The sequence below is a fragment of the Microcoleus sp. MON1_C1 genome, from assembly GCF_036701945.1.
Lineage (GTDB): Bacteria > Cyanobacteriota > Cyanobacteriia > Cyanobacteriales > Microcoleaceae > Microcoleus.
The window spans coordinates 59,480-79,851 of the sequence record NZ_JAUBRO010000036.1; the positions used below are offsets into that span (position 1 = coordinate 59,480).

Genomic DNA, 20,372 nt, shown 5'->3' on the forward strand with positions numbered 1-20,372 from the left:
AGGTATGTCCGCTGCTTTAAATGCAGCTCATGCTTGAGTAGCGATGGTTACAAAAGCTTGACAAAAGCTCTGTTAACCTTGTAGCAATTAGTGATATGGGAAGCTCGCCTCTGTGGAATCTGCAAGTATTTCAATTGTTGAAGGGAATCCGCACCTGCGATCGCTCTTGGGCTGGCATCTACAGCAAGTCGGTCACTGGGTGCACCAGTCAGCGGATATCAGTCACGCTAGGGAAATATTTTTCAGCCGCCAGCCAACCCTAGTCATTCTGGATGCCCAATTGCCGGATGGGGACGGTTTGGAATTTTGCCACTGGCTGCAACAGCAGCAGCAGTCGCTGATTTTGATGCTGTCGGCACGGAATTCGGAATCGGATATTGTTGAAGGTTTGAAGGCGGGGGCAGACGATTACCTGACTAAACCCTTTGGGATGCAAGAGTTTATGGCGAGGGTGGAAGCTCTGATGCGCCGCAACCGCACGATGGTACCGCCGGCGACGCTGGAGTGCGGGCTGCTGAAAATTGATTTGGTGCAGCGCCGAGTCAGGTTGTACGAAGAACATATTGAGCTGACTCCCCAGGAATTTAGCCTGCTGTACGTACTAGCTCAAGCTGGAGGAGTGCCGCTGTCGCGCTCGGATTTGCTGCGTCGCGCCTGGCCCGATGCGATTGATAACCCCCGGACGATCGACACTCACGTACTCTCTCTGCGTAAAAAAATCGAAATCGACCCGCGACAGCCGAGCCTGATTCAAACTGTGCGGAATGTCGGCTACCGACTCAATCTGGAGTTGTTGAATAATGCCAATCAACCGCATTCCCCAGTGCCCAGGGCAGTGCTTTCTTAAACTACGATCGGGCTATAAGTCGGATTTTATTTTGAGAATTGATGGGCGATCGCATCTGTTTTCGCAGCCATAATAAAGTCATTGCGGTGCAGTCCAGAAATCGCGTGAGTCCACCAAGTAACGGTAACTTTTCCCCACTCGGTTAACAGTGCGGGGTGATGTCCTTCGGTTTCTGCTGCTTCGCCGACGCTGTTTGTAAAGGCGATCGCACTTTTGAAATCCGGGAATTCGTAGGTGCGTTCTATTTGGGGAATGCCCTTTTTTTCGATTAAATTCCAGTCGGGAATTTGAGGTTTTAGCTGGACAATTTCGTAAGCTGTGAGGCGGGGAGAGTTTGGGCGGCAGGCGGCACAGGGTTCTTTTGCTAAAGGTTCCATAAATTGCGTGTTAGCGAGAAGATGCTAAAAGATATTATAGACATTTATAATCGCAGCAAGTAGCTGGGCGCAACGTAACTAGCAAAAGAGGCAGAGGCGATCGCAGTTTCGCTCAGAAGTTATAACACCCGTTTCATGTTATTATAATATGCGAATCTGATTTTGAGGATGGATTTTACTAAACTAAAAGTTTGTTTGTAAAGTTCAATTCACGATCGGGCGATCGTCCTTTTTTACCTATACTGATTAAAAGAGCGATCGCACTTTCGAGTTAACATCCTGAATAAATTTTCTTGTGGGGTGTCCCGCCCGCCGATAAGCAACAGGCTATCCGGCAGATTCCACAAATAATGAATTTTATTGTCGGTTAGCAACAGGCTTTCGGGCCTGTTCCACAAATAATGAATTTTATTCTGGGGTGTCGCGCCCGAACAGGTTTTCCGGGCTGTTAGACATTAGATGCACCACAGTTTACTCACTTTCTTCTTCAACTTTTTCTACATCAATCCCCGCTTTCTTGAAAGGACAATCATTACAAAAATAGAGTTTCGATACTTCCTCGCTGTTTAAAGTTTGTTCGAGAGGGCAACGCGACACTTCCTGTTGATTTTTGTCAAAGCAGAGGTGAAAACCTACTAACCCAAAAGTCAACACTATCCCCGCCGAAGAATTGATGGCACCGACTACAGTACCGAGAATCGCCTCTCCAATCATCCATTGATGCTGTTTTGATAATCCCATAAACCCTTTCCAACTCAACTAATTTGAGTGTGGAATTTCGGGATACCCGAAGGCAAAGAATGGCTGGAACTGTGCTAGAATCGCCATTAGGGATATTCGGGACAGTCATTCGGTATCGGGAATCCCGAAACTTTCCCGAAACTTTTTTTAGCAATTTACTTTCCGAAGCTATGCCCAAGCAGGGAAAAAGCGAAAAGTCTTGGCAGCGAGTGATTGATTTGGTTGAGGCGCTGCTAAATTATGCGTTGAATGATACAAATCGCATCTCTTATCTCCGCGCCGATTGGAAAGGTGACACCACTGAGTTAACAGTCTCGGCGACACTGGAAGCCCTGCGCCACCTGCTGAAAGATAGAGGCAGCTTTAAACCAAATAAGACAACATCTGACTTGCAAGTTAGAAAGTACATCGGCGAGGTACTGATTGATTATCTCGGAAAAAAGCTGAAAATTCTAACGGATAACCGCCCGGAGACGGCAAGGCGGGGTTGTAGCGATTGGAATTTTACTCTGAAGCTGTGGAGTAGAGACAAAACAGAGAATTTGCAAAAGTTGGCAGAAGCGTGGGGCGTTAACGGCGAACCCGGTATCAGCAGTCAGATTAACAGCAAGCAAAATACTGACGGCAAAAGCGAGAATGATGATGTGCCCGCAGATGCCCCTCCCGACAAAGCAATCAAGGTGGCTTTCTCTCAACTACCTGACTCTATTCCTGTGTGGAAAGGGCGGGATGAATTGGTGGAAAATTTAACGGCAAAATTAGTACAGATTCTGCCCGATGGCACTTCGCCGCCGAAAGTATTGGCGATAATCGGGCAAGGCGGTATGGGCAAAACGAGTTTGGCTGTCAAACTTTTAGAAGCATTAGGAGTGAATTGGCAGAAGTCTGTTTCTCAAAAGGGGGAAACTTGGCACGGTGGCGATTATGAGTGCGCGATGTATTTCGAGGCAAAGGAGGGAACGAGTTTTGATGATGTGGCTGGGTTTCTGTTAAGTGAACGTTTGGGGATTCAGGCTGCAGAAGTGTTGAAAACTGCCGATGAAAAGATTGCAAAAATTATGGCTGGCTTGCAACAAACTCGCTGTCTTTTGGTACTCGACAACCTGGAATCTATTTTGCATCCTGCTGTTGAGGCGGGAAATCCAGACTGTTTGGCTGCAGCGCAGGTACATCGAGCAATTTCACCGGATTGGGGTAAGTTGCTGAATGCTTTGGTTTATCAGCAGCACCAATCGCAAACGATTTTAACCAGCCGGGAAGTGCCTGCGGATTTGGCAGATACCCGCTATCCGGGGTTAGCACCGGATTCGGAATTGGTGCATATAGAAGTGTTGCAAGGTGTGGATTTTGCGGCGGGTGTCGAGATTTTGCGGCAGCGAAAGTTGACTGATACATTAGCTGATTTGCAGTGGATATCTCAGCGGGTTGAAGGTCATGTTTTTTTATTAACTCAATTGGCAGCTATCGGCAAGGACAAACGGGGGTATCTGCGGAAGCATCCCGAATTGGTAACGAAGAATGCAGAACCGATGTTGCGAGAACAACTAACAAGGCAAAGTGAAGCGGCCAGAGATTTACTGCGTCGGATGTGTGTTTTGCGAGTGCCGATAGATGTCAGGGGTTTAACTTTTTTGCGACTGTATACGGCTGATGTTGAAAAAAATATCCGCTTTGAATTAGCAGCAGAATTAGAAAAACCTGCGGAATTGACAGATGCAGAAATTAACGAGACAGAATCTATTTTACAGCGATTAGTCGGTGCGAGTTTGGTGCAGAGTCGTTATGACGAGGAGAAATGTGAGGATTTTTATGATCTGCACCGGGTGATTGAGGAGTTTTTGCAAGGGGAATATAGAGATGAACTGCCAAGGCTGCTGGAAAGTGTTTATAAGTTTTACTGCACTGGTAAAAATGTGAACAATCCTCAAAGTTTAGCAGATTTACAAGCTGTTCTAGAAGCTCAACATTTTGCCTTTAGATTGGGCAACTATCCCGAAGCTTACTACTTAATCCCCGCTGAATACTTAAGAATGTGGGGAGACTGGAAATTATCAAAAGAATTGTACGAGCAAATATTACCTTATGTTGAAGGCAATCGACGTTCCTATTGTTTGAGAGAATTAGGTGCAATTCATCGGGATTTGGGGAATTGGGATTTAGCAGAAAAATATTTTAAAGATGCGCTAGCCATCACAGAAAAAGAAGATAATAAGAGCGGGATTGCTACTTCATTAGGGATGTTGGGAGATATCGAGCGAAATCGCGGCAATTGGGATGAAGCCGAGAAACTCTATCGGCAATCTTTGGCATTGAGAACAGAATTGGGCGATCGCTCGGGCATGGCATATTCTTGGGGAGTGTTGGGAGATATCGAGCGAAATCGCGGCAATTGGGATGAAGCTGAGAAACTCTACCGCCAATCTTTGGCATTGAGAACAGAATTGGGCAATCGCTCGGGCATGGCAACTTCTTGGGTATTTTTGGGAGATATCGAGCGAAAACGCGGCAATTGGGATGAAGCTGAGAAACTCTATCGGCAATCTTTGGCATTGAGTACAGAATTGGGCGATCGCTCGGGCATGGCATCTTCTTGGGGATTGTTGGGAGATATCGAGCGAAATCGCGGCAATTGGGATGAAGCTGAGAAACTCTTCCGGCAATCTTTGGAAGTTGAAACAGAATTGGGCGATCGCTGGGGCATGGCAACTTCTTGGGTATTTTTGGGAGATATCGAGCGAAAACGCGGCAAGGGGGATGAAGCTGAGAAACTCTATCGGCAATCTTTGGCATTGAGTACAGAATTGGGCGATCGCTGGGGCATGGCATATTCTTGGGTATTGTTGGGAAATATCGAGCGAAAACGCGGCAATTGGAATGAAGCAGAGAAACTCTTCCGGCAATCTTTGGCATTGAGTACAGAATTGGGCGATCGATCGGGCATGGCATCTTGTTGGGCATCGTTGGGATATATAGAGCAATGTCGCGGCAATTGGGATGAAGCTGAGAAACTCTACCGGCAATCTTTGGCATTGAGAACAGAATTGGGCGATCGCGAAGGGATGGCAACTTCGATCGGTTGTCTGGGAGAAATTGAGATGCTTAGGGGTAACTTGGATACAGCAGAACCACTTTTAAAAGAGTCTTTAGCAAAGTTAAAAAAACTGAAACAACCTAGCAAAATTGCAGAAGCTAACTACGATTTAGCACGACTCGAACGCAAGCGCGGCAACACAGAAGTTGCTCAACAACATTACGATACAGCACATCAAATTTTTCAACAATTGGGAGCCGCCAAGGATTTGGAGAGAATCGATCGAGAATGGCACAGCACCGATTAGAACAGGGATATCGGATTGAAGGAGGGGATCTTTGCTAACAACAAACAGGTCAAACATTCAGTCCGGCAGGGGTTGAAACCCCTGGCGGACTTCGGGAGAAAGAAACAGCCCTGGGGGGTGAGGGGGAATCTGGTGCTTAGGCAATATCAACCGATAACTTTCTTAATCAAATCCAACTTACCTAGATAGGGAGCGTAGCGCCATTTTAAGTCAAGTAAAAATGACTTTTGCAGCACGCTTTTTTGATGCGAAAAGGTGTCAAAACTTGCTTTGCCGTGATAGCTGCCGGTGCCGCTGTCGCCAACTCCGCCAAAAGGTAAAGTTGTTACTCCGACTTGCATAACCGTGTCGTTTATGCAAACTCCGCCGGAAGAAGTTTCCCGCAAAACTCGCTCTTGTTTCTCTTTATCCTTCGAGAACAAATACAAAGCTAGGGGTTTGGGACGGGCGTTGATTTGGGCGATCGCCTCCCCGAAATCATCATACTCCAAAACTGGCAAAATCGGCCCAAAAATCTCATCCTTCATCACAGGCGCATCCCAGGAAACATTGTCGAGAACTGTCGGTGCAATATATTTATCTTCGGGGTTTGTTTGACCTCCGACGACAACTTCTCCGTCTTTGATAAACTCTGCCAAACGTCCTAAATGATGCTGATTGATAATTCGGGAATAGTCGGGACTTTTCTGCGGATCGTCGCCGTAAAATCCGTGAATTGCTGTTTTAATTGCCTGCATCAAATCGGGTTTAACTTTTTTATCAACTAACAGGTAATCTGGAGCGATACAAGTTTGACCGGCATTGATAAATTTGCCCCACGCAATGCGTTTAGCAGTGTATTCAACTTGAATTTCTGAGTCTACAATGCAAGGAGTTTTGCCGCCCAATTCTAATGTGACAGGTGTCAGGTGTTTGGCGGCGGCTTCCATGACTATTTTACCGATTTTTGTGCCGCCGGTAAAGAAGATGTGGTCGAATTTTTCCGCTAATAATTGTTGACTGGTTTCGACACCTCCTTCGACGGCCGCTACGTAGGCGGGATCGAAGGTTTTGGTAATCATGTCGGCGACAACTGCCGACGTGTGCGAGGCGATTTCTGAAGGTTTGAGGATGGCGCAGTTGCCGGCGGCGATCGCCCCGACCAAGGGTGATATCATAAGCTGAAATGGGTAATTCCAAGGCCCGATGATTAAAACTACGCCCAAAGGTTCTGGGTAAATGCGGGCCGATGCTGGGAATTGATCGATCGAAGTAGGCACTTTTTTCGGCTTTGCCCAGGATTTTACGTTTTTGATGGCATAATTAACTTCTGCGATCGCAGCAATTTCAAAGTAAGCCTCGTACTCCGGCCTGTTCAAATCAGCCTTGACAGCATCCACAATCCGTGATTGATTGGAAGCGATCGCACTCTTGAGGTTTTTGAGTTGTTCGATCCGAAAATCCACATCCTTAGTTTTCCCAGTCGCAAAAAATTGTCGCTGCTGCTGGATAATATCGCTGACTCTGATTACCATCTTTATTCCTCCATGTCTATCAATAAATGTTACAACAGGAAAACGGAACTTGGGTAAAGTGCGATCGGTGTTAGAGCCGCGACTTATTGAAGAAGCCCGGGTTCTTGCCTTTACAAATGATTGAGAAATGCTATAAATTAGAAGCTAATAATTGTGGAACTGACAACGGAGTTCGCTTATGAAAATATCTAAGAACGATTTTTTTTTCTATTCCTGCTGGCTGCTTTGCTTGCTTGCAGTAGCAGGATGTACCTCTAAGCCCCAAAAGCAAGTTGTCATCTGCTCGAAAGACTTTACCGAACAAGTCATCCTCGCAGAAATTTTAGCACGCCATATTGAAGCTAAAACAGATATCAAAGTAGAACGAGAACTGAATCTCGGAGGCTCGCTTTGCCATCAATCTCTAATAACAGGTAAAATCGACTTGTATGTCGAATACACGGGCACTGCTTACGCCAACCTGCTCAAACAAAAACCGATTTCTGACCCCAAAAAAGTCATCGATTACCTCAAACAAGAATATCCCAAACAGTTTAAAGCAGAATGGACGCAACCGCTGGGATTTAATAACAGTTTTGCGATTATTGTGCGAGGAGATGATGCCAAAAAACTAAATTTACAAACTCTCTCGCAACTTGGGAAAGCTGCACCTAACCTCCGGGCTGGTTTCGGCCCTGAATTTAACGAGAGAGAAGATGGATTTCCCGGATTAGCTAAAACTTACGGGATTAAGTTTCGAGAAGAACCGAAGGAGTTGCTGTTAGGATTGCTTTATCAAGCGCTGCAACAAAAAGAAGTAGATGTGATTGCTGGTAATACAACGGACGGTTTGATTCAAAGTTTAGGTTTAGTAGTTCTCAAAGATGACAAGAACTATTTTCCGCCCTACGAAGCAGTTCCGGTTGTGCGATCGCAAGTTTTGGAAAAATACCCGGAATTGCGTCCAGTCCTCGCAGAACTGGGCGGCAAAATCTCCGAGGAAGATATGCGACGACTCAATTATCAAGTTGATAAGAAACAGCAGGAAGCTGGAGAAGTAGCCCAGGAGTTTTTGCAGCAAAAGCTGGGCGAGTCAAAGCCAGTAAGTCCGCCCAAATAAAGGGTTTCATTGTTCTGCCTGTTTGCTGAACCGTATTGTGGTTAGCTATACTATGACTTAGACTCATATAAATAAATGAAGGTATAAAGCTATGACAACTGTCAAAACTGCTATCTCATTGCCAGCATCTTTATTTGAACAAGCCGAAACATTAGCTGGCGAAATGCAAATTTCTCAGAGTTTTTTGATCGAAATAGCCCTTGAAGAATTTATCCGCCGCCGCGAAAATCAACAACTGTTAGAAAAAATTAACGCTGCTTGCGAAGCACCTCTCTCTGAAGAAGAACAAGTTTTGCTTCGCAAGATGAGTCGCTCTCATCGCAGGCTGGTGGAAGGCGAATGGTAATAAATTAAGGTGATATTTTTTGGATAGAACTTGATGAGCCTTCTGGTTCAGAACCCGGTTATCTCCATCCCCATGTAATCATTCAGAACAATTTATTCACTCGTTCCCGCATTAATACGGTTGTTGTTGGTGTGCTTACTTCAAATCTCAGACGGGCTAATTCACCAGGAAATGTCCTGTTAGAAGCAGGAGAAGCTGATTTACCAGAACAGAGTGTTGTTAACGTCTCGCAGATTTTGACGATCAATAAATCTCCGTTAGGTGAGAAAATTGGCACACTCTCGGCCGAGCGAGTTGGTCAAATTCTTGATGGAATTAGGCTGGTAGTTGAACCTCGCGAAGCTGAGTAAAACTTTCCTTAGCCTTTTAAATTTTATGGGGCTGAACCTCTCCTCAGCTAGTTATTAGGTGCGCGGGGCGCACCCTACAATACAGTTAGGCTATCTTCTTAAGTCCCTTCACTCAGCCTCCGCAAATTCAAAATATCGCTCATCTTTTTAATTTGCATACAAGTGCGCTCGAACTGTTGTTTATCCTGGATATCCATGCACAAGTCAATTAATGCCGGCAATCCGGGATATGTTTTGACTTGAGCGCTGCGGACGTTTACTTGGTTGTCCTTCAAATGCGATAAAACATCATTGAGAACTCCCACTCGATCGAGGGCTTCAATTTGAATGTTAACCGGATAAGTATTGGGTCGAGATTCATTGCGGTTGCTGGAATTCCAACTCACAGGAACCAACCGATCCCCAGGCACGCTCTCAACATTTGAACATCCTTGGCGGTGAATCGAAATTCCGCGAGTGCGAGTCACAACTCCAATAATTGATTCCCCAGGAATCGGACAGCAACAGCCGGATAAATGGTAGAGCAATCCCTCTACACCTGCGATCGGCGATTTGCTCGGAGACGAACTCGGTACTGGTTTCGGTGCCGTCGATGCAGGTATTAGCTGGGGCAATTCCTGTCCTCCTGCAGGAGCAGCTTCAATTTTTTGCTGCACTTTTACTAAATCTCGCAGTCGATTTACTACGAGATTTAGAGTCACTTCGCCATAGCCTAAACCGGCGATTAAATCTTCGACGCTGTGGTAGTTGCAGCGCTGAGCCACAGACTGCATGGGTTCAGATTTTAGCAAAGATTCTAAGCCGTTTTTACCTAATTCTTTTTCCAGCAATTCCCGTCCGCGAGCAAGATTTTCATCTCGGTGCGATCGCTTCAACCACTGGCGAATTCGGTTTTTTGCTCCGTTTGTCTTGACAAAATTCAGCCAGTCGGAACTCGGATGACCATTTTTTTGGGTCAAGATTTCTACAATATCGCCGTTCTTTAAAACCTTGTCTAGTGTTACCATTCGCCCGTTGACTCTGGCACCGGTGCAGCGATTGCCAATTTCTGTGTGAATGCGGTAAGCAAAATCTACGGGAGTTGAGCCGCTATTGAGAGCAATCACGTCTCCGTTAGGAGTAAAAACGTAAATATCTTCGTCGAATAAGTTGTCCTTAATGCTTTGTAAATATTCGCGATCGTCTTTGAGGTCGCTTTGCCATTCTAGGAGTTGTCGCAGCCAAGTAAATTTTTCGTCGTCGCCGGTGACTGTTGTGTTAGAACCGCCAGTTTCTTTGTATTTCCAGTGGGCGGCAATGCCGTATTCTGCAATGTGGTGCATTGCTACGGTGCGAATTTGCACTTCGATGGGGCGGCCGCTGGTTCCGATTACTCCGGTGTGTAAAGATTGATAGCGGTTGGCTTTTGGTAAACCGATATAATCTTTAAAGCGGCCGGGAATCGGGCGGAAAGAATCGTGGACGATCGCCAAAGCCCGATAACAGTCATCATTGCTTTCTACTATGATCCGCACCGCAGCAATATCGTACACTTGGTTAAACCCTTTTTGGCGGCGCTGCATCTTCCCATAAATCCCGTACAAATGTTTGGGACGGCCGCTAACTTCATAGCATTTAATGCCTAAATTGTCAAGCCTTTCTCGCAAACAATCTGTGACTTCTGCGAGTTGAGTTTCTCGATCGGCCCGCTTCTCGGCCACCAATTCCTGAATTTCGCGGTAAGCTTCCGGTTCCAAGTATTTAAACGCTAAATCTTCCAATTCCCACTTAAAGCGCCCGATACCCAAACGGTTCGCCAGGGGAGCAAAAATATCTCGGGTTTCTAGGGCAATACTGCGCTGCTTTTCCTCGGACAAATGCTCCAAAGTCCTCATGTTGTGCAGCCGGTCTGCCAGTTTGACGACAATCACGCGAATATCTTTAGCCATTGCTAGGAACATTCGGCGGAAATTTTCAGCAAGGCGCTCTGTTTTGCTGGAAAAATTAAACTTAGAAAGCTTGGTGACACCTTCAACCAACTGTCGCACTTCCGCGCCGAACCGCTGTTCTATTTCTTCGAGAGTAATATCTGTATCTTCAACAATGTCGTGGAGGAAGCCGGCGGCAATCATGACGTTGTTGCCGCCCATATACCGGAGTATTCCAGCGACCGCTACCGGATGGCAAATGTAAGGTTCTCCTGATTTGCGGTATTGTCCTTGGTGCAAGTCGCGGGCAAATTCAAAGGCCCGACAAATTAAGCTGTCGTCCGTCGAGCAATTCGGGTTAGCGCCCCCATCAGGCTGCGATCGAGTATTCAGGCATTCTTGCAGCCAATCGGGAACTACAGCAGGATCGATCGAATGAGAGGGAGTCAGAGTGTTCGCGTTCATGGGGTACACCTTTAAAACTTAGAAATACAAATGGTTAAAAGCCGGTTTCCGGTTGAATTGCCGAAATTATGTGTTTAGCTATACTAAACTAATTGAATGCCACAATTTGCAATTCAAAAAAATACTCGATTTTTTTGTTAACTATACCTATGTAATCCCGAGTCGCCCCCCCTCGGAGGTAGGAAAATATAGTGACACCACTGCCGCCGCCGCAGTCTGTCGCTCGGGGAAAATCGGGTAAAATAAGCATATTTTGGCGGTAGCAGTTGAGGTTGCGGGGGCTCGGCATTTACCGGCAACGCTAAACTAAAAGCAGCAGCCAGAAGGGTAGAGTCAGGGCAGGAAATCAAAAAAAGTTCTCACAAAACAGGGAATTGCTCCAAAAACGCACGGCTTCCCTCCATATGAGCAAACTTAAGTAAGTATCTACTTTGATTATAAATACAAATTTGTTTACAAAATCATGATATTGTCCGAAGACCGCCGCCAGTGCTACCAAGAATTACAGCAAGCACTAGAACAACTACAAAGAACTGCTGCACAGGATAATCTGGATGGGGCCGCGCTGGCGGTCGAATACAGAAAAGTGCAACAATTTTTCGGAAACCAAATTATGAGAGCCGAAAGCGATGAGTTAGACGGCTCAGAAACACCCCCAGAGCAGTCCTATTTGACGGAAATTCACAAGCAACTGCGGTTGTTGGGGACAGATGTCACGTTTTTGCAAGCGTCGCGCCAGCCAGCGACAGCAAAGGCGAGGCAAACTGCGGCGATCGCGCGGCTCAACACGCTAATTGGCTACTGTGGCGCGCTGCTACAAAAAAATTCTGAGTCTTCAGGCCCCGCCCAGATGCAGAATAAATAATTGAATTAACAGGGAATTAAGAAGGCAAGGAGAAATAAAGCGGTGGAATGTCCAAAATGTAAACATCCCAACTTAGAAGGCGGTACCTTAGCCGGCCGTATGTCCGTGCAGTGGTGTCCCAACTGTTACGGTATCTGGATTCCAGGCAGAGAATACGAAGCTTGGCAGAAAGAGCAGAGCCAGTGGTACAACAAATCCGAGAAGCCAGATGCGACAGGGACTCTGGGCATAGAATTCACGCCGTCAGTCTACGACAGCAAAGCAGCGCTGTGTCCCGAAGACGGTCACTATCTGTCACGGGCGAAAGTTCCTTTCAGCAGAGTGCCCTTTTACATAGAGCGCTGTATGTTGTGCGGGGGCATTTGGTGCGATAACGGCGAGTGGGACATTCTCGAAAGTCTGGGATTCCACACCGAGATTGACAAGATGTTTTCTGCCAATTGGCAAGCTAAGGCCCGCGTGCAAGAACTCGCCTCTCGGGAACGTCAAGTGCTTACTGAGAAGCTGGGGCCGGATATCGCCGGATACGTGTTGGAACTGGCGGAAGTTTTAGCAGACCATCCTCACGCAGATTGTGCGGCTACTTACATACTGCGGAGAGCTGAGTTGAAGCGAAAGGAAATTTAGTCAGTTGACGGTTGGCTGTTGGCTGTTGACTGTTGACGGTTGACTGTTAACGGTTGACTGTTGACTGTTGTTAGTAAGCGGTTGGTCGGTTAATGATGTAGTGATAAAATCTTTGTTTGTAACAATTTCTATTGGTATTTACAAACAGCATATCGGTCTCTTGCCAATAACTAATAAGTCCTGAACAATACTAATAACTAACAACTAACCGCCCGTATATTGATAAATAATAAATAACAACAGACAACAGTTAACAGTCAACAGTCAACAGACAACAGACAACAGTTAACTGTCAACAGACAACAGACACCAGACACCAGACTAAGGACTAATGACTAATGACTAATGACTCTTCTCTATTTTCAGTTGACAATCTGCGAGTAGCTTATCCTCAGCGGCGAGGCCAATCCGGTTGGGCCGTTGACGGGGTTTCCCTGACGCTGAAACCGGGGGAAAAGCTCGGATTAGTTGGGGAGTCTGGCTGCGGAAAGTCAACTTTGGGAAGGGCGGCGATGCGGTTGCTGCCGGATTCAACGCTGATTGAGGGGCGAGTTAGTTTTGCTGGAGAGTCAGTGTTTGATATGAATGCTTCGCGGCTGAGACGGTTTCGGGGCGAAGCTGTAGCATTGATTTTTCAAGATCCGATGACTCGTCTCGATCCTTTGATGACTGTAGGAGAACATTGCATCGAGACTTTGCAAGCTCACAGACCGAATTTGGATCGCAAGCAAGCTAAGAAACGGGCGATCGAAACTCTGGAAGCTGTGAAAATTCCCGCGTCTCGCTGGTCGCAATTTCCCCACGAATTTAGCGGCGGAATGCGGCAAAGAGTAGCAATTGCTTTGGCTCTTTTGCTCGATCCCAAATTAATTGTGGCAGACGAACCGACTACAAGTTTGGACGTAACTGTAGCCGCTCAGATTTTGCAGGAATTAACCAGACTTTGCGAGGAACGGGGAACGGCTATTTTGTTGATTTCTCACGATTTGGCGATGGTGGCTGAGTATTGCGATCGCATTGCGGTGATGTACGGCGGTAAAGTCGTAGAAACAGGGCCGGTGCAAAACGTGTTTGAAAAGCCGCAGCACGAATATACTCGATCGCTCCTCAAAGCAGCTTTGCACATTCAAGCCGATTCCGACAAAGGGTTAGCATTCGAGGAAATCAGGACTGAAGCCGTTACTGCAAACTTAACAAATTCGCCTCTTTTGACCGTAACGGATTTGCAGCAACACTACAGTTTAGAAAGCAATTTATTAGATCAGTTGTTTTCCAGGAATCGCCAGGTAATTAAAGCAGTAGACGGCGTTAGTTTAGAACTACAACAGGGAGAAACCCTAGGGCTGGTGGGGGAGTCCGGCTGCGGCAAAAGTACCTTGTCACGCACGATTTTGCAGCTAATTACCGCGACTGGCGGCAAAGTTGAATTTCAAGGAATAGATATAACTGCTCTGAACCGCGATGCTGTGAGGAAGCACCGCCGCGAAATGCAAATGATCTTTCAAGACCCCCACGCTTGCCTGAATCCGATGATGACTGTCGGGCAAAGTATTGCTGACCCTTTGTTTATTCACAAATTAGCTAATGGCAGCGAAGCTAAAAAACAAGTAATCCAAATGTTAGAGCGGGTGGGTTTAACTCCCGGGGAGGATTTCTTCCGCCGCTATCCGGGGGAATTGTCGGGAGGACAACAGCAGCGAGTTTCGATCGCCCGCGCTTTGATTACTCGCCCGAAACTGATAATTTGCGACGAACCTGTGAGTATGCTGGATGCCAGCGTGCAGACTCAAGTTTTAGAGCTGATGTTGGAGTTGAAGCAGGAATTTAATTTGACTTATCTGTTTATTACGCACGATTTGTGGGTGGCGAGATTTTTTTGCGATCGCATTGCGGTAATGAATGCTGGAAAAATTGTTGAAATCGGTAAGACTAGGGATATTTTTACTAATCCGCAGCACCCTTACACTCAGCAATTATTGCAAGCAGCTCCTTTACTGGCTCGAACTCAATAAAAATCTCTAAAAAAGGGGCGAACAGATATCAGCCACTAAAGTCACTCACCGCCTTCTAGATGGATTTCGGAAATTTTCGATTAAATTCGTTAAAGTTAAGGGATACTTTTCAAATCCTCCCACCGACACCAAGCACCATATGGCAGAATCTGACCTAGGCAGTTTTGCGGTGGCACCCGAAGCCTCATTCGCAATCGCAGAGGATGAGGACACCGAGATCGATCGTCCCACGGTAACTCGCTCGTCAGCATACAACAACTGGTCTGCCGACGATCCCGTGGGAGCTTTGTTCAAGGAAATGGCTCGCTATCCTCTACTGACTGCCACCGAAGAGGTGGAGTTGGCGCGCCGCGTTCAAGAATTGGTAGCCCTGGATGAACTAGAACAGCGTTTGCAGCAGGAATTAGACAGAGTGCCGACAAAAGCTGAACTCGCAGCGGCTTTGGGAGTGAGCGAAACTCAACTGCAACAACTTCGCCACCAGTGTCAGTCGGCGAAACGGAAAATGATCAGCTCGAATTTGCGCTTGGTGGTTTCGATTGCTAAACGCTATCTCAATCGGGGCGTGCCTTTTCTCGATTTAATTCAGGAAGGAGCTTTGGGTTTAAACCGGGCAGCCGAAAAGTTCGATCCGGAGAAGGGTTACAAGTTTTCTACTTATGCCTATTGGTGGATTCGCCAAGGAATTACCCGGACAATTGCCAATCAAGGGCGGACGATTCGCTTGCCTGTTCACATTGTCGAACAGTTAAATAAACTCAAAAAAGTTTATCGAGATTTGAGGCGTTCTCTTAAACGCAATCCAACTGAAACTGAACTTGCTAGAGAAATGCAAGTTTCTTGCGAACAGCTTCGCTACCTCCAGCAAGTACGCCGGCAATCTTTGTCTCTCAACCACCGCATCGGCTCAGAAGAAAGTTCGGAACTTTTGGATGTTCTCGAAGATAACGCGACGCAATCTCCCGAAGCTCAGATGAATGAGATGATGATGCGCCAAGATATTTTGGAGGTGTTGGACAGTATTTTGACGGAGCGCGAAAAAGAGATTGTTGCTATGCGTTACGGTTTGCTGACTGGCGAACCTTACACTTTAGAAGAGGTCAGCAGTTTGTTCAATTTGTCTCGCGAACGAGTCCGTCAAATTCAAAATAAGGCAATGCGAAAGCTGCGCCGCCCTCAAGTGACGGAACGATTGAAGGGCTGGTTGAAATAAACTAAAAAACATTGAGTTGGCATTTTGAAAAATCTTAAAATTATTGTGGGGACACTCCGACCCCGCCGTATATAGCAATCTTCGCATCATTTGTGAATTTATTACTCCCTCCCCGCTGGTTCGGGAGGGTGGGGGTGGGGTAAAAAATTTACGACTCCTGCAAGGATTGCTATATATGCTTATTCAATGGGGAAAAACTTAATTAAAAATTACAAATTAAAAATGTCTTGATGTGGTATTTTTAATTCTTGATTGTCGCGTACTACTTACTTATTTATGTCTTCTGAGGCAATTTTGCGTCCAGCTACCCGCGCCGACGTGCCGGTGCTGTTTGATTTGATTAAAGCTTTAGCTGAGTACGAAAAATTATCTCATGCCGTTACTGGCAATGCGGTTGATTTGGAGCATCATTTGTTTGGCGATCGACCTTTTGCTGAAGCGATTTTAGCGGAGTGCGAAGGTCAAGTTGTGGGCTGGGCGCTGTTTTTTTACAATTATTCTACTTTTTTGACTCAGCCGGGAATTTATTTGGAAGATTTGTTTGTGGTCCCTGAGTTTCGAGGGCGGGGAATTGGCAAGTCTTTGATAGTTTATTTAGCGCAGTTGGCGGTTGAAAGGGGCTGCGGGCGTTTGGAATGGAGTGTTTTGGATTGGAATGAATTGGCGATCGGATTTTACAAGGGTATCGGTGCTGATGTGATGCCCGACTGGCGGATTTGCCGGGTTGCGGGCGAGTCTTTGGCAACTTTGGCATCGAAGTAATTCAGGGCGGGCTAGAAGCCCACCCCACAAAAAATTCATCTGTTGTGGAACAGGCATCTTGCCTGTGTGTGGAACAGGCATCTTGCCTGTGTGGAACAGGCATCTTGCCTGTTAAGCTAAAATGCCGCACTCCGGTTAATTAATACCGACCTACTTAATTGGCAAAAATATAGGAAAATTTAAGTAACAGTAGATTTTGATGGAGAGAGTCGATCGTGATTATTTGGGTAAACGAGCAAATCGATCCGTCGGGCATTCTTTATTCTTGCATTGCTTGTTGCGATGAGACTCAAGCGAAGGATTGCCACAAATCTTTTGAGCAGAATTTGACGGCGGAGCAAAAACAGCAGGGCTGGGTTGCTACCTTGCGGACTGTTAATTCTTGGGATGAGGTGCCTGTTAATGCTTTGAAATTGAATTAATGAGTGCAAGTCATCAGCAGCTTTAGTCTCCCCCTGTTTCCGTTCGCTCGAAGCGGCCGGAAAACGGGGGACATCTGTTTGGAAAAGGCAAGATAGCTCGATCGCACATTGGTCAAATTAACAGAGGTTTTGTGAACCTGAAGGTAAAAAGCTGCTATCATTTGGGGCTGCGAGTCTGAAGATTGTGCCCTGCAAAGTGCGGGAATTTGGGGGGAAATTTTCGGGCCTGCTGTGCTGCGAACACGCTAGGACGAAAAAGCGTGCAAGTACGATCCTCTTCGAGGGCTCCGCTAACGACAATTCGCATTTATTAAACGGACTTTAGCATTACAATTAATACATAAAGGCATTTCAAATTGTCAAGTTAAATTTTTATGCTTGAAACCTTATTTCACGCTTATACCCCTCTAGTTATTTGCACTGGCTTGGGACTGCTGTTGTTTCAGTACATCCCAGTTAATTTTCCCAAGCTGCTGAGCCACTTTCTTTTCTGGATTGGGATACCGCTGCAAATTCTAGTTTTAGCCCGTCAAAGCGATTTTTCGGGTGCTGTGGGATTCACGCCGGCGATCGCCATATTTGTGTTATTTGTGAGTACGAGTTTAGCTTGGTTGACTTGGGTATTATTGCGGATGCTGAGTGCGGCCCACATCAAAAAGCCATCTTTTCAGGGCAAGAATTCTCTGGTTAACTTATTTTTGTTAAATATAAATTCCCTGAAGCGATCGAGCCAAGGCAGTTTTATCCTAGCTGCGATGCTAGGGAATACCGGCTTTGTCGGATTAGCAATCACCCCCTCTATCATCAGCAGCGATAACAACAACTGGGCCGTCTTATACAGCGTTACTAACAACGTGATCGGAACCTACGGTTTCGGTGTATTTATTGCGAGCTATTTCGGGAATTCCGAGCAACCAAATCACTGGTGGACTCAGATCCGGGACGTGCTGACAGTTCCCGCCCTGTGGGCATTTTTAGTTGGTTTTTTCACGAGAAACATCCCCCTGCCCGAGACAGTGGAATCGGGATTGCAGACGGCAGTTTGGGTGGTAATTGTCAGTGCTTTGCTGCTGGTTGGCATCCGGCTGAGATCTATTAAGAAATGGGAAAGTTTTGAACTAGCGTTAATCCCGTCGCTGTTAAAAGTGGTAATTGTGCCGGTGCTGATCGGATTAGGTGCTAGTTATTTCGGATTGAGCGGCGATCCGAGGTTCGTGTTGGTGTTGATGTCGGGAACGCCCACAGCTCTTTCCGTGCTGATTTTAGCAGAAGTCTACGAGCTCGATCGCGATTTGTTAGCTAGCAGCATCGCCCTCACTTCCGTCGGGTTGCTGTTGATGCTTCCGCTGTGGTTAGCTGGGTTTAGTTAATATTAGCTAAAGTTTCAAATCAGATGGCTCTAAAATTTCGCAGTACAATTAACAATAACTGCACGGAAAAGACGATGACTGAGATAATAACTGCTACAGGTCTGCCTCCTGCATTCCCCGACCATACCCAATTGCCAGACGAAGACGGTACATTTGTGAAAAATTTTCAGGAGCATCCCCAGAGCATCATTCTGACAGATTCGATCGGGCCGGTTGTAGAGCGGCTGCATCCAGACGGACAATATGCGATCGGGCAAGATTGCGGTATTTACTGGCGAGAAACTGACCCGCCAGAGCGAGGTGCAGAAGCACCGGATTGGTTTTACGTGCCGAATGTACCGGCAACACTTGACGGTTTTCGCCGTTCTTATGTACTTTGGCGGGAACACATGGCTCCGTTCATTGCTTTAGAATTTGCTAGCGGTAATGGAGAGGAAGAGCGCGATCGTACTCCCTTGACTGTGGCCGCTGATGGTACCACCACTAAACCGGGTAAGTTTTGGGTGTACGAGAGAATTATCCGCATTCCTTACTACGGGATTTATGAAATGAGAACGGGCAATTTAGAGGTCTATCACCTAATAGATTTTGTGTATCAAAGGATGCAGCCAAACGAACGCGGTCACTATCCCATTCCTGTACTAGATGTAGAATTGGGACTCTGGCAGGGAAGCTATCAAAATCAAGAACTTCTTTGGCTGCGGTGGTGGGATTCGCAGGGGAATTTGCTGTTAACTGGCTCCGAACAAGTTGAAATTGAGCGGGCCCTAGTCGAACAAGAACGGGAAAGAGCTGAACAAGAACGGGAAAGAGCTGAACAAGAACGGGAAAGAGCTGAACAAGCAGAGCGAAAAGTTGCCCAGCTAGCGGAGCGACTGCGAGCAATGGGAATCGATCCCGATGCTGAGGATTGATATCAAAGTCCCAAAACTCTCTCTGTAGCGCTAGCACTGCGTACCTTACCTTTTATAATCACAGAAAACCAAGCTTATGGAAACTAAACCACCTCTACCGCCCTTTACGTTGGAAACGGCTAAAGCCAAAGTTCAAGCTGCTGAAGATGCCTGGAATACCCGCGATCCAGAACGAGTAGCCTTAGCTTATACGGAAGATTCTCAGTGGCGAAATCGTGCCGAATTCTTCAGCGGACGGGAAGAAATCAAGGCTTTTTTAAGACGAAAATGGGCAAAGGAATTAGATTACCGTTTAAAGAAAGAACTGTGGAGTTTTACAGACAATCGGATTTCTGTTCGATTTGAGTATGAGTGGCACGATGACTCTGGCTACTGGTATCGCGCCTATGGTAACGAACAGTGGGAATTTGCAGAAAATGGGTTAATGCGAAGACGTGAAGCTAGTATTAATGATGTTCCCATTCAAGAGTCAGAACGGAAGTTTCGATAGGAGTTATCTGTGAGTTGCTTAATGAAACTTAGACATTTTCTCACCTTTTTAGGGGCTGAAAACCTCTCCCTCGCAAAAGAAAGAGGTCTATGGCCTAAAAATGCCTGAAACCAGTGTAAATATTAGATTCATGCCCCTTCGAGGTAAAAGTCTTTCTCTATCTAGGTTTTAAGCCATTTTGGCTTCAGTTTTTGTCTCAGCCCGTTAGCGCAACTTTCGGAATTACTGCTGATTTCTCCCCTGCAACTGAAAACCGCTATATGATGAATTGGGCCCAATCAGTTTCCTAGACCATAGATACCGCGACATTGGTTGCTGTACAGATAGTCGGCATCTCAATAATAAACTGCGTTCCCTGCTCTGGCGTAGAAAAACACTGTATTTGAGCGCAGTGTTTTTCTAGCAGAATTTTTCGGCTGATTGACAATCCCATGCCTGTACCTTTTCCGATTGGCTTAGTAGTAAAAAAGGGAGTGAAAAGTTTTGAACGAACTTTCTCAGTCATGCCAATACCATTATCAGCAATTGTGACCCGAATGTCTGAAGCAGTGCTACTGTTGTCATAGGAATTGCCCGCTACGACTTCAGTACGAATCAAAATTTGGGGGTGAAAAACTGCACCCTCTTCTCTACTTGCCCGCTCTTCCAAAGCATCTATAGCATTCGCTAAAAGGTTCATAAACACCTGATTAAGCTGACCTGCATAACAGGTC

Annotated in this window: 19 protein-coding genes; 14 read left to right on the forward strand and 5 right to left on the reverse strand. The window is 46.3% G+C overall.

The genetic code is table 11. The features are described 5' to 3' along the window. The first annotated feature begins 112 nt into the window (after positions 1 to 112). The gene (locus tag QUA62_RS20060; RefSeq protein ID WP_333406222.1) at positions 113 to 847 is read left to right on the forward strand and encodes a response regulator transcription factor; all 735 of its coding nucleotides are present in this window, start codon (positions 113 to 115) and stop codon (positions 845 to 847) included. Positions 848 to 873: 26 nt separating this feature from the next. On the opposite strand, the gene QUA62_RS20065 is transcribed toward QUA62_RS20060, so the two are convergent. Together QUA62_RS20065 and QUA62_RS20070 are read right to left on the reverse strand one after the other, a co-directional pair. Continuing rightward, a complete protein-coding gene (locus QUA62_RS20065) occupies positions 874 to 1,224 on the reverse strand; it encodes a 4a-hydroxytetrahydrobiopterin dehydratase (protein WP_333406223.1) in 351 nt (116 codons plus the stop codon). 471 nt (positions 1,225 to 1,695) lie between these two features. After that, positions 1,696 to 1,965 carry a hypothetical protein gene (locus QUA62_RS20070; protein ID WP_333406224.1) on the reverse strand — a complete coding sequence of 90 codons (270 nt, stop codon included), beginning with the start codon at positions 1,963 to 1,965 and terminating at the stop codon, positions 1,696 to 1,698. Between the two features lie 59 nt (positions 1,966 to 2,024). Between QUA62_RS20070 and QUA62_RS20075 the strand changes: the two genes are divergently transcribed. Beyond that, complete coding sequence (locus QUA62_RS20075; protein ID WP_333406225.1) at positions 2,025 to 5,303, forward strand: tetratricopeptide repeat protein; 3,279 nt, start codon at positions 2,025 to 2,027, stop codon at positions 5,301 to 5,303. Positions 5,304 to 5,449: 146 nt separating this feature from the next. Here the strand turns inward: QUA62_RS20075 and QUA62_RS20080 are convergent, their stop codons facing one another. Next, the gene (locus QUA62_RS20080; protein WP_333406226.1) at positions 5,450 to 6,817 is read right to left on the reverse strand and encodes an aldehyde dehydrogenase; all 1,368 of its coding nucleotides are present in this window, start codon (positions 6,815 to 6,817) and stop codon (positions 5,450 to 5,452) included. Between the two features lie 178 nt (positions 6,818 to 6,995). Between QUA62_RS20080 and QUA62_RS20085 the strand changes: the two genes are divergently transcribed. From QUA62_RS20085 to QUA62_RS20095, 3 genes are all read left to right on the forward strand, one after another. Next, a complete protein-coding gene (locus tag QUA62_RS20085) occupies positions 6,996 to 7,916 on the forward strand; it encodes a glycine betaine ABC transporter substrate-binding protein (protein ID WP_190657716.1) in 921 nt (306 codons plus the stop codon). A gap of 91 nt (positions 7,917 to 8,007) precedes the next feature. Beyond that, on the forward strand, positions 8,008 to 8,262 hold the full coding sequence (locus QUA62_RS20090) for a hypothetical protein (RefSeq protein ID WP_190657718.1): 255 nt from the start codon (positions 8,008 to 8,010) through the stop codon (positions 8,260 to 8,262). Positions 8,263 to 8,276: 14 nt separating this feature from the next. Then, a complete protein-coding gene (locus QUA62_RS20095; protein ID WP_333406233.1) occupies positions 8,277 to 8,612 on the forward strand; it encodes a type II toxin-antitoxin system PemK/MazF family toxin in 336 nt (111 codons plus the stop codon). Between the two features lie 98 nt (positions 8,613 to 8,710). Here QUA62_RS20095 and QUA62_RS20100 read toward each other — a convergent pair whose 3' ends face one another. Next, entirely contained in the window at positions 8,711 to 10,984 is a 2,274-nt protein-coding gene (locus QUA62_RS20100) for a bifunctional (p)ppGpp synthetase/guanosine-3',5'-bis(diphosphate) 3'-pyrophosphohydrolase (protein ID WP_333281278.1), read from the reverse strand. 463 nt (positions 10,985 to 11,447) lie between these two features. On the opposite strand from QUA62_RS20100, the gene patD reads away from it, so the two are divergent. From patD to QUA62_RS20145, 9 genes are all read left to right on the forward strand, one after another. Further along, the gene (patD, locus tag QUA62_RS20105; protein WP_333406227.1) at positions 11,448 to 11,849 is read left to right on the forward strand and encodes a heterocyst frequency control protein PatD; all 402 of its coding nucleotides are present in this window, start codon (positions 11,448 to 11,450) and stop codon (positions 11,847 to 11,849) included. Positions 11,850 to 11,891: 42 nt separating this feature from the next. Continuing rightward, entirely contained in the window at positions 11,892 to 12,476 is a 585-nt protein-coding gene (locus QUA62_RS20110) for a zf-TFIIB domain-containing protein (RefSeq protein WP_190657725.1), read from the forward strand. Between the two features lie 338 nt (positions 12,477 to 12,814). Further along, entirely contained in the window at positions 12,815 to 14,488 is a 1,674-nt protein-coding gene (locus QUA62_RS20115; protein WP_333406228.1) for an ABC transporter ATP-binding protein, read from the forward strand. Positions 14,489 to 14,627: 139 nt separating this feature from the next. Continuing rightward, entirely contained in the window at positions 14,628 to 15,701 is a 1,074-nt protein-coding gene (locus tag QUA62_RS20120) for an RNA polymerase sigma factor, RpoD/SigA family (RefSeq protein WP_333347348.1), read from the forward strand. 276 nt (positions 15,702 to 15,977) lie between these two features. Next, positions 15,978 to 16,463 carry a GNAT family N-acetyltransferase gene (locus tag QUA62_RS20125; protein WP_333406229.1) on the forward strand — a complete coding sequence of 162 codons (486 nt, stop codon included), beginning with the start codon at positions 15,978 to 15,980 and terminating at the stop codon, positions 16,461 to 16,463. Between the two features lie 215 nt (positions 16,464 to 16,678). Continuing rightward, positions 16,679 to 16,885, forward strand: a complete 207-nt coding sequence (locus QUA62_RS20130) for a glycogen debranching protein (RefSeq protein ID WP_190657733.1) — start codon at positions 16,679 to 16,681, stop codon at positions 16,883 to 16,885. A gap of 374 nt (positions 16,886 to 17,259) precedes the next feature. Continuing rightward, complete coding sequence (locus QUA62_RS20135; RefSeq protein WP_190657735.1) at positions 17,260 to 18,255, forward strand: AEC family transporter; 996 nt, start codon at positions 17,260 to 17,262, stop codon at positions 18,253 to 18,255. Between the two features lie 74 nt (positions 18,256 to 18,329). Beyond that, entirely contained in the window at positions 18,330 to 19,169 is an 840-nt protein-coding gene (locus QUA62_RS20140) for a Uma2 family endonuclease (protein ID WP_333213886.1), read from the forward strand. Between the two features lie 76 nt (positions 19,170 to 19,245). After that, the gene (locus QUA62_RS20145; RefSeq protein ID WP_190657739.1) at positions 19,246 to 19,659 is read left to right on the forward strand and encodes a nuclear transport factor 2 family protein; all 414 of its coding nucleotides are present in this window, start codon (positions 19,246 to 19,248) and stop codon (positions 19,657 to 19,659) included. Between the two features lie 286 nt (positions 19,660 to 19,945). Here QUA62_RS20145 and QUA62_RS20150 read toward each other — a convergent pair. After that, positions 19,946 to 20,372 (reverse strand): ATP-binding protein (locus QUA62_RS20150; RefSeq protein WP_333406230.1); only part of this gene is annotated, 427 nt, incomplete at its 5' end.

Excerpts from the sequence above, each read along its gene's own strand:
- QUA62_RS20065 (WP_333406223.1), bottom strand. The coding sequence starts at position 1,224 with ATGGAACCTTTAGCAAAAGAACCCTGTGCCGCCTGCCGCCCAAACTCT.
- QUA62_RS20070 (WP_333406224.1), bottom strand. The coding sequence starts at position 1,965 with ATGGGATTATCAAAACAGCATCAATGGATGATTGGAGAGGCGATTCTC.
- QUA62_RS20075 (WP_333406225.1), top strand. The coding sequence starts at position 2,025 with ATGGCTGGAACTGTGCTAGAATCGCCATTAGGGATATTCGGGACAGTC.
- QUA62_RS20080 (WP_333406226.1), bottom strand. The coding sequence starts at position 6,817 with ATGGTAATCAGAGTCAGCGATATTATCCAGCAGCAGCGACAATTTTTT.
- QUA62_RS20085 (WP_190657716.1), top strand. The coding sequence starts at position 6,996 with ATGAAAATATCTAAGAACGATTTTTTTTTCTATTCCTGCTGGCTGCTT.
- QUA62_RS20090 (WP_190657718.1), top strand. The coding sequence starts at position 8,008 with ATGACAACTGTCAAAACTGCTATCTCATTGCCAGCATCTTTATTTGAA.
- QUA62_RS20100 (WP_333281278.1), bottom strand. The coding sequence starts at position 10,984 with ATGAACGCGAACACTCTGACTCCCTCTCATTCGATCGATCCTGCTGTA.
- patD (WP_333406227.1), top strand. The coding sequence starts at position 11,448 with ATGATATTGTCCGAAGACCGCCGCCAGTGCTACCAAGAATTACAGCAA.
- QUA62_RS20115 (WP_333406228.1), top strand. The coding sequence starts at position 12,815 with ATGACTAATGACTCTTCTCTATTTTCAGTTGACAATCTGCGAGTAGCT.
- QUA62_RS20120 (WP_333347348.1), top strand. The coding sequence starts at position 14,628 with ATGGCAGAATCTGACCTAGGCAGTTTTGCGGTGGCACCCGAAGCCTCA.
- QUA62_RS20125 (WP_333406229.1), top strand. The coding sequence starts at position 15,978 with ATGTCTTCTGAGGCAATTTTGCGTCCAGCTACCCGCGCCGACGTGCCG.
- QUA62_RS20135 (WP_190657735.1), top strand. The coding sequence starts at position 17,260 with ATGCTTGAAACCTTATTTCACGCTTATACCCCTCTAGTTATTTGCACT.
- QUA62_RS20140 (WP_333213886.1), top strand. The coding sequence starts at position 18,330 with ATGACTGAGATAATAACTGCTACAGGTCTGCCTCCTGCATTCCCCGAC.
- QUA62_RS20145 (WP_190657739.1), top strand. The coding sequence starts at position 19,246 with ATGGAAACTAAACCACCTCTACCGCCCTTTACGTTGGAAACGGCTAAA.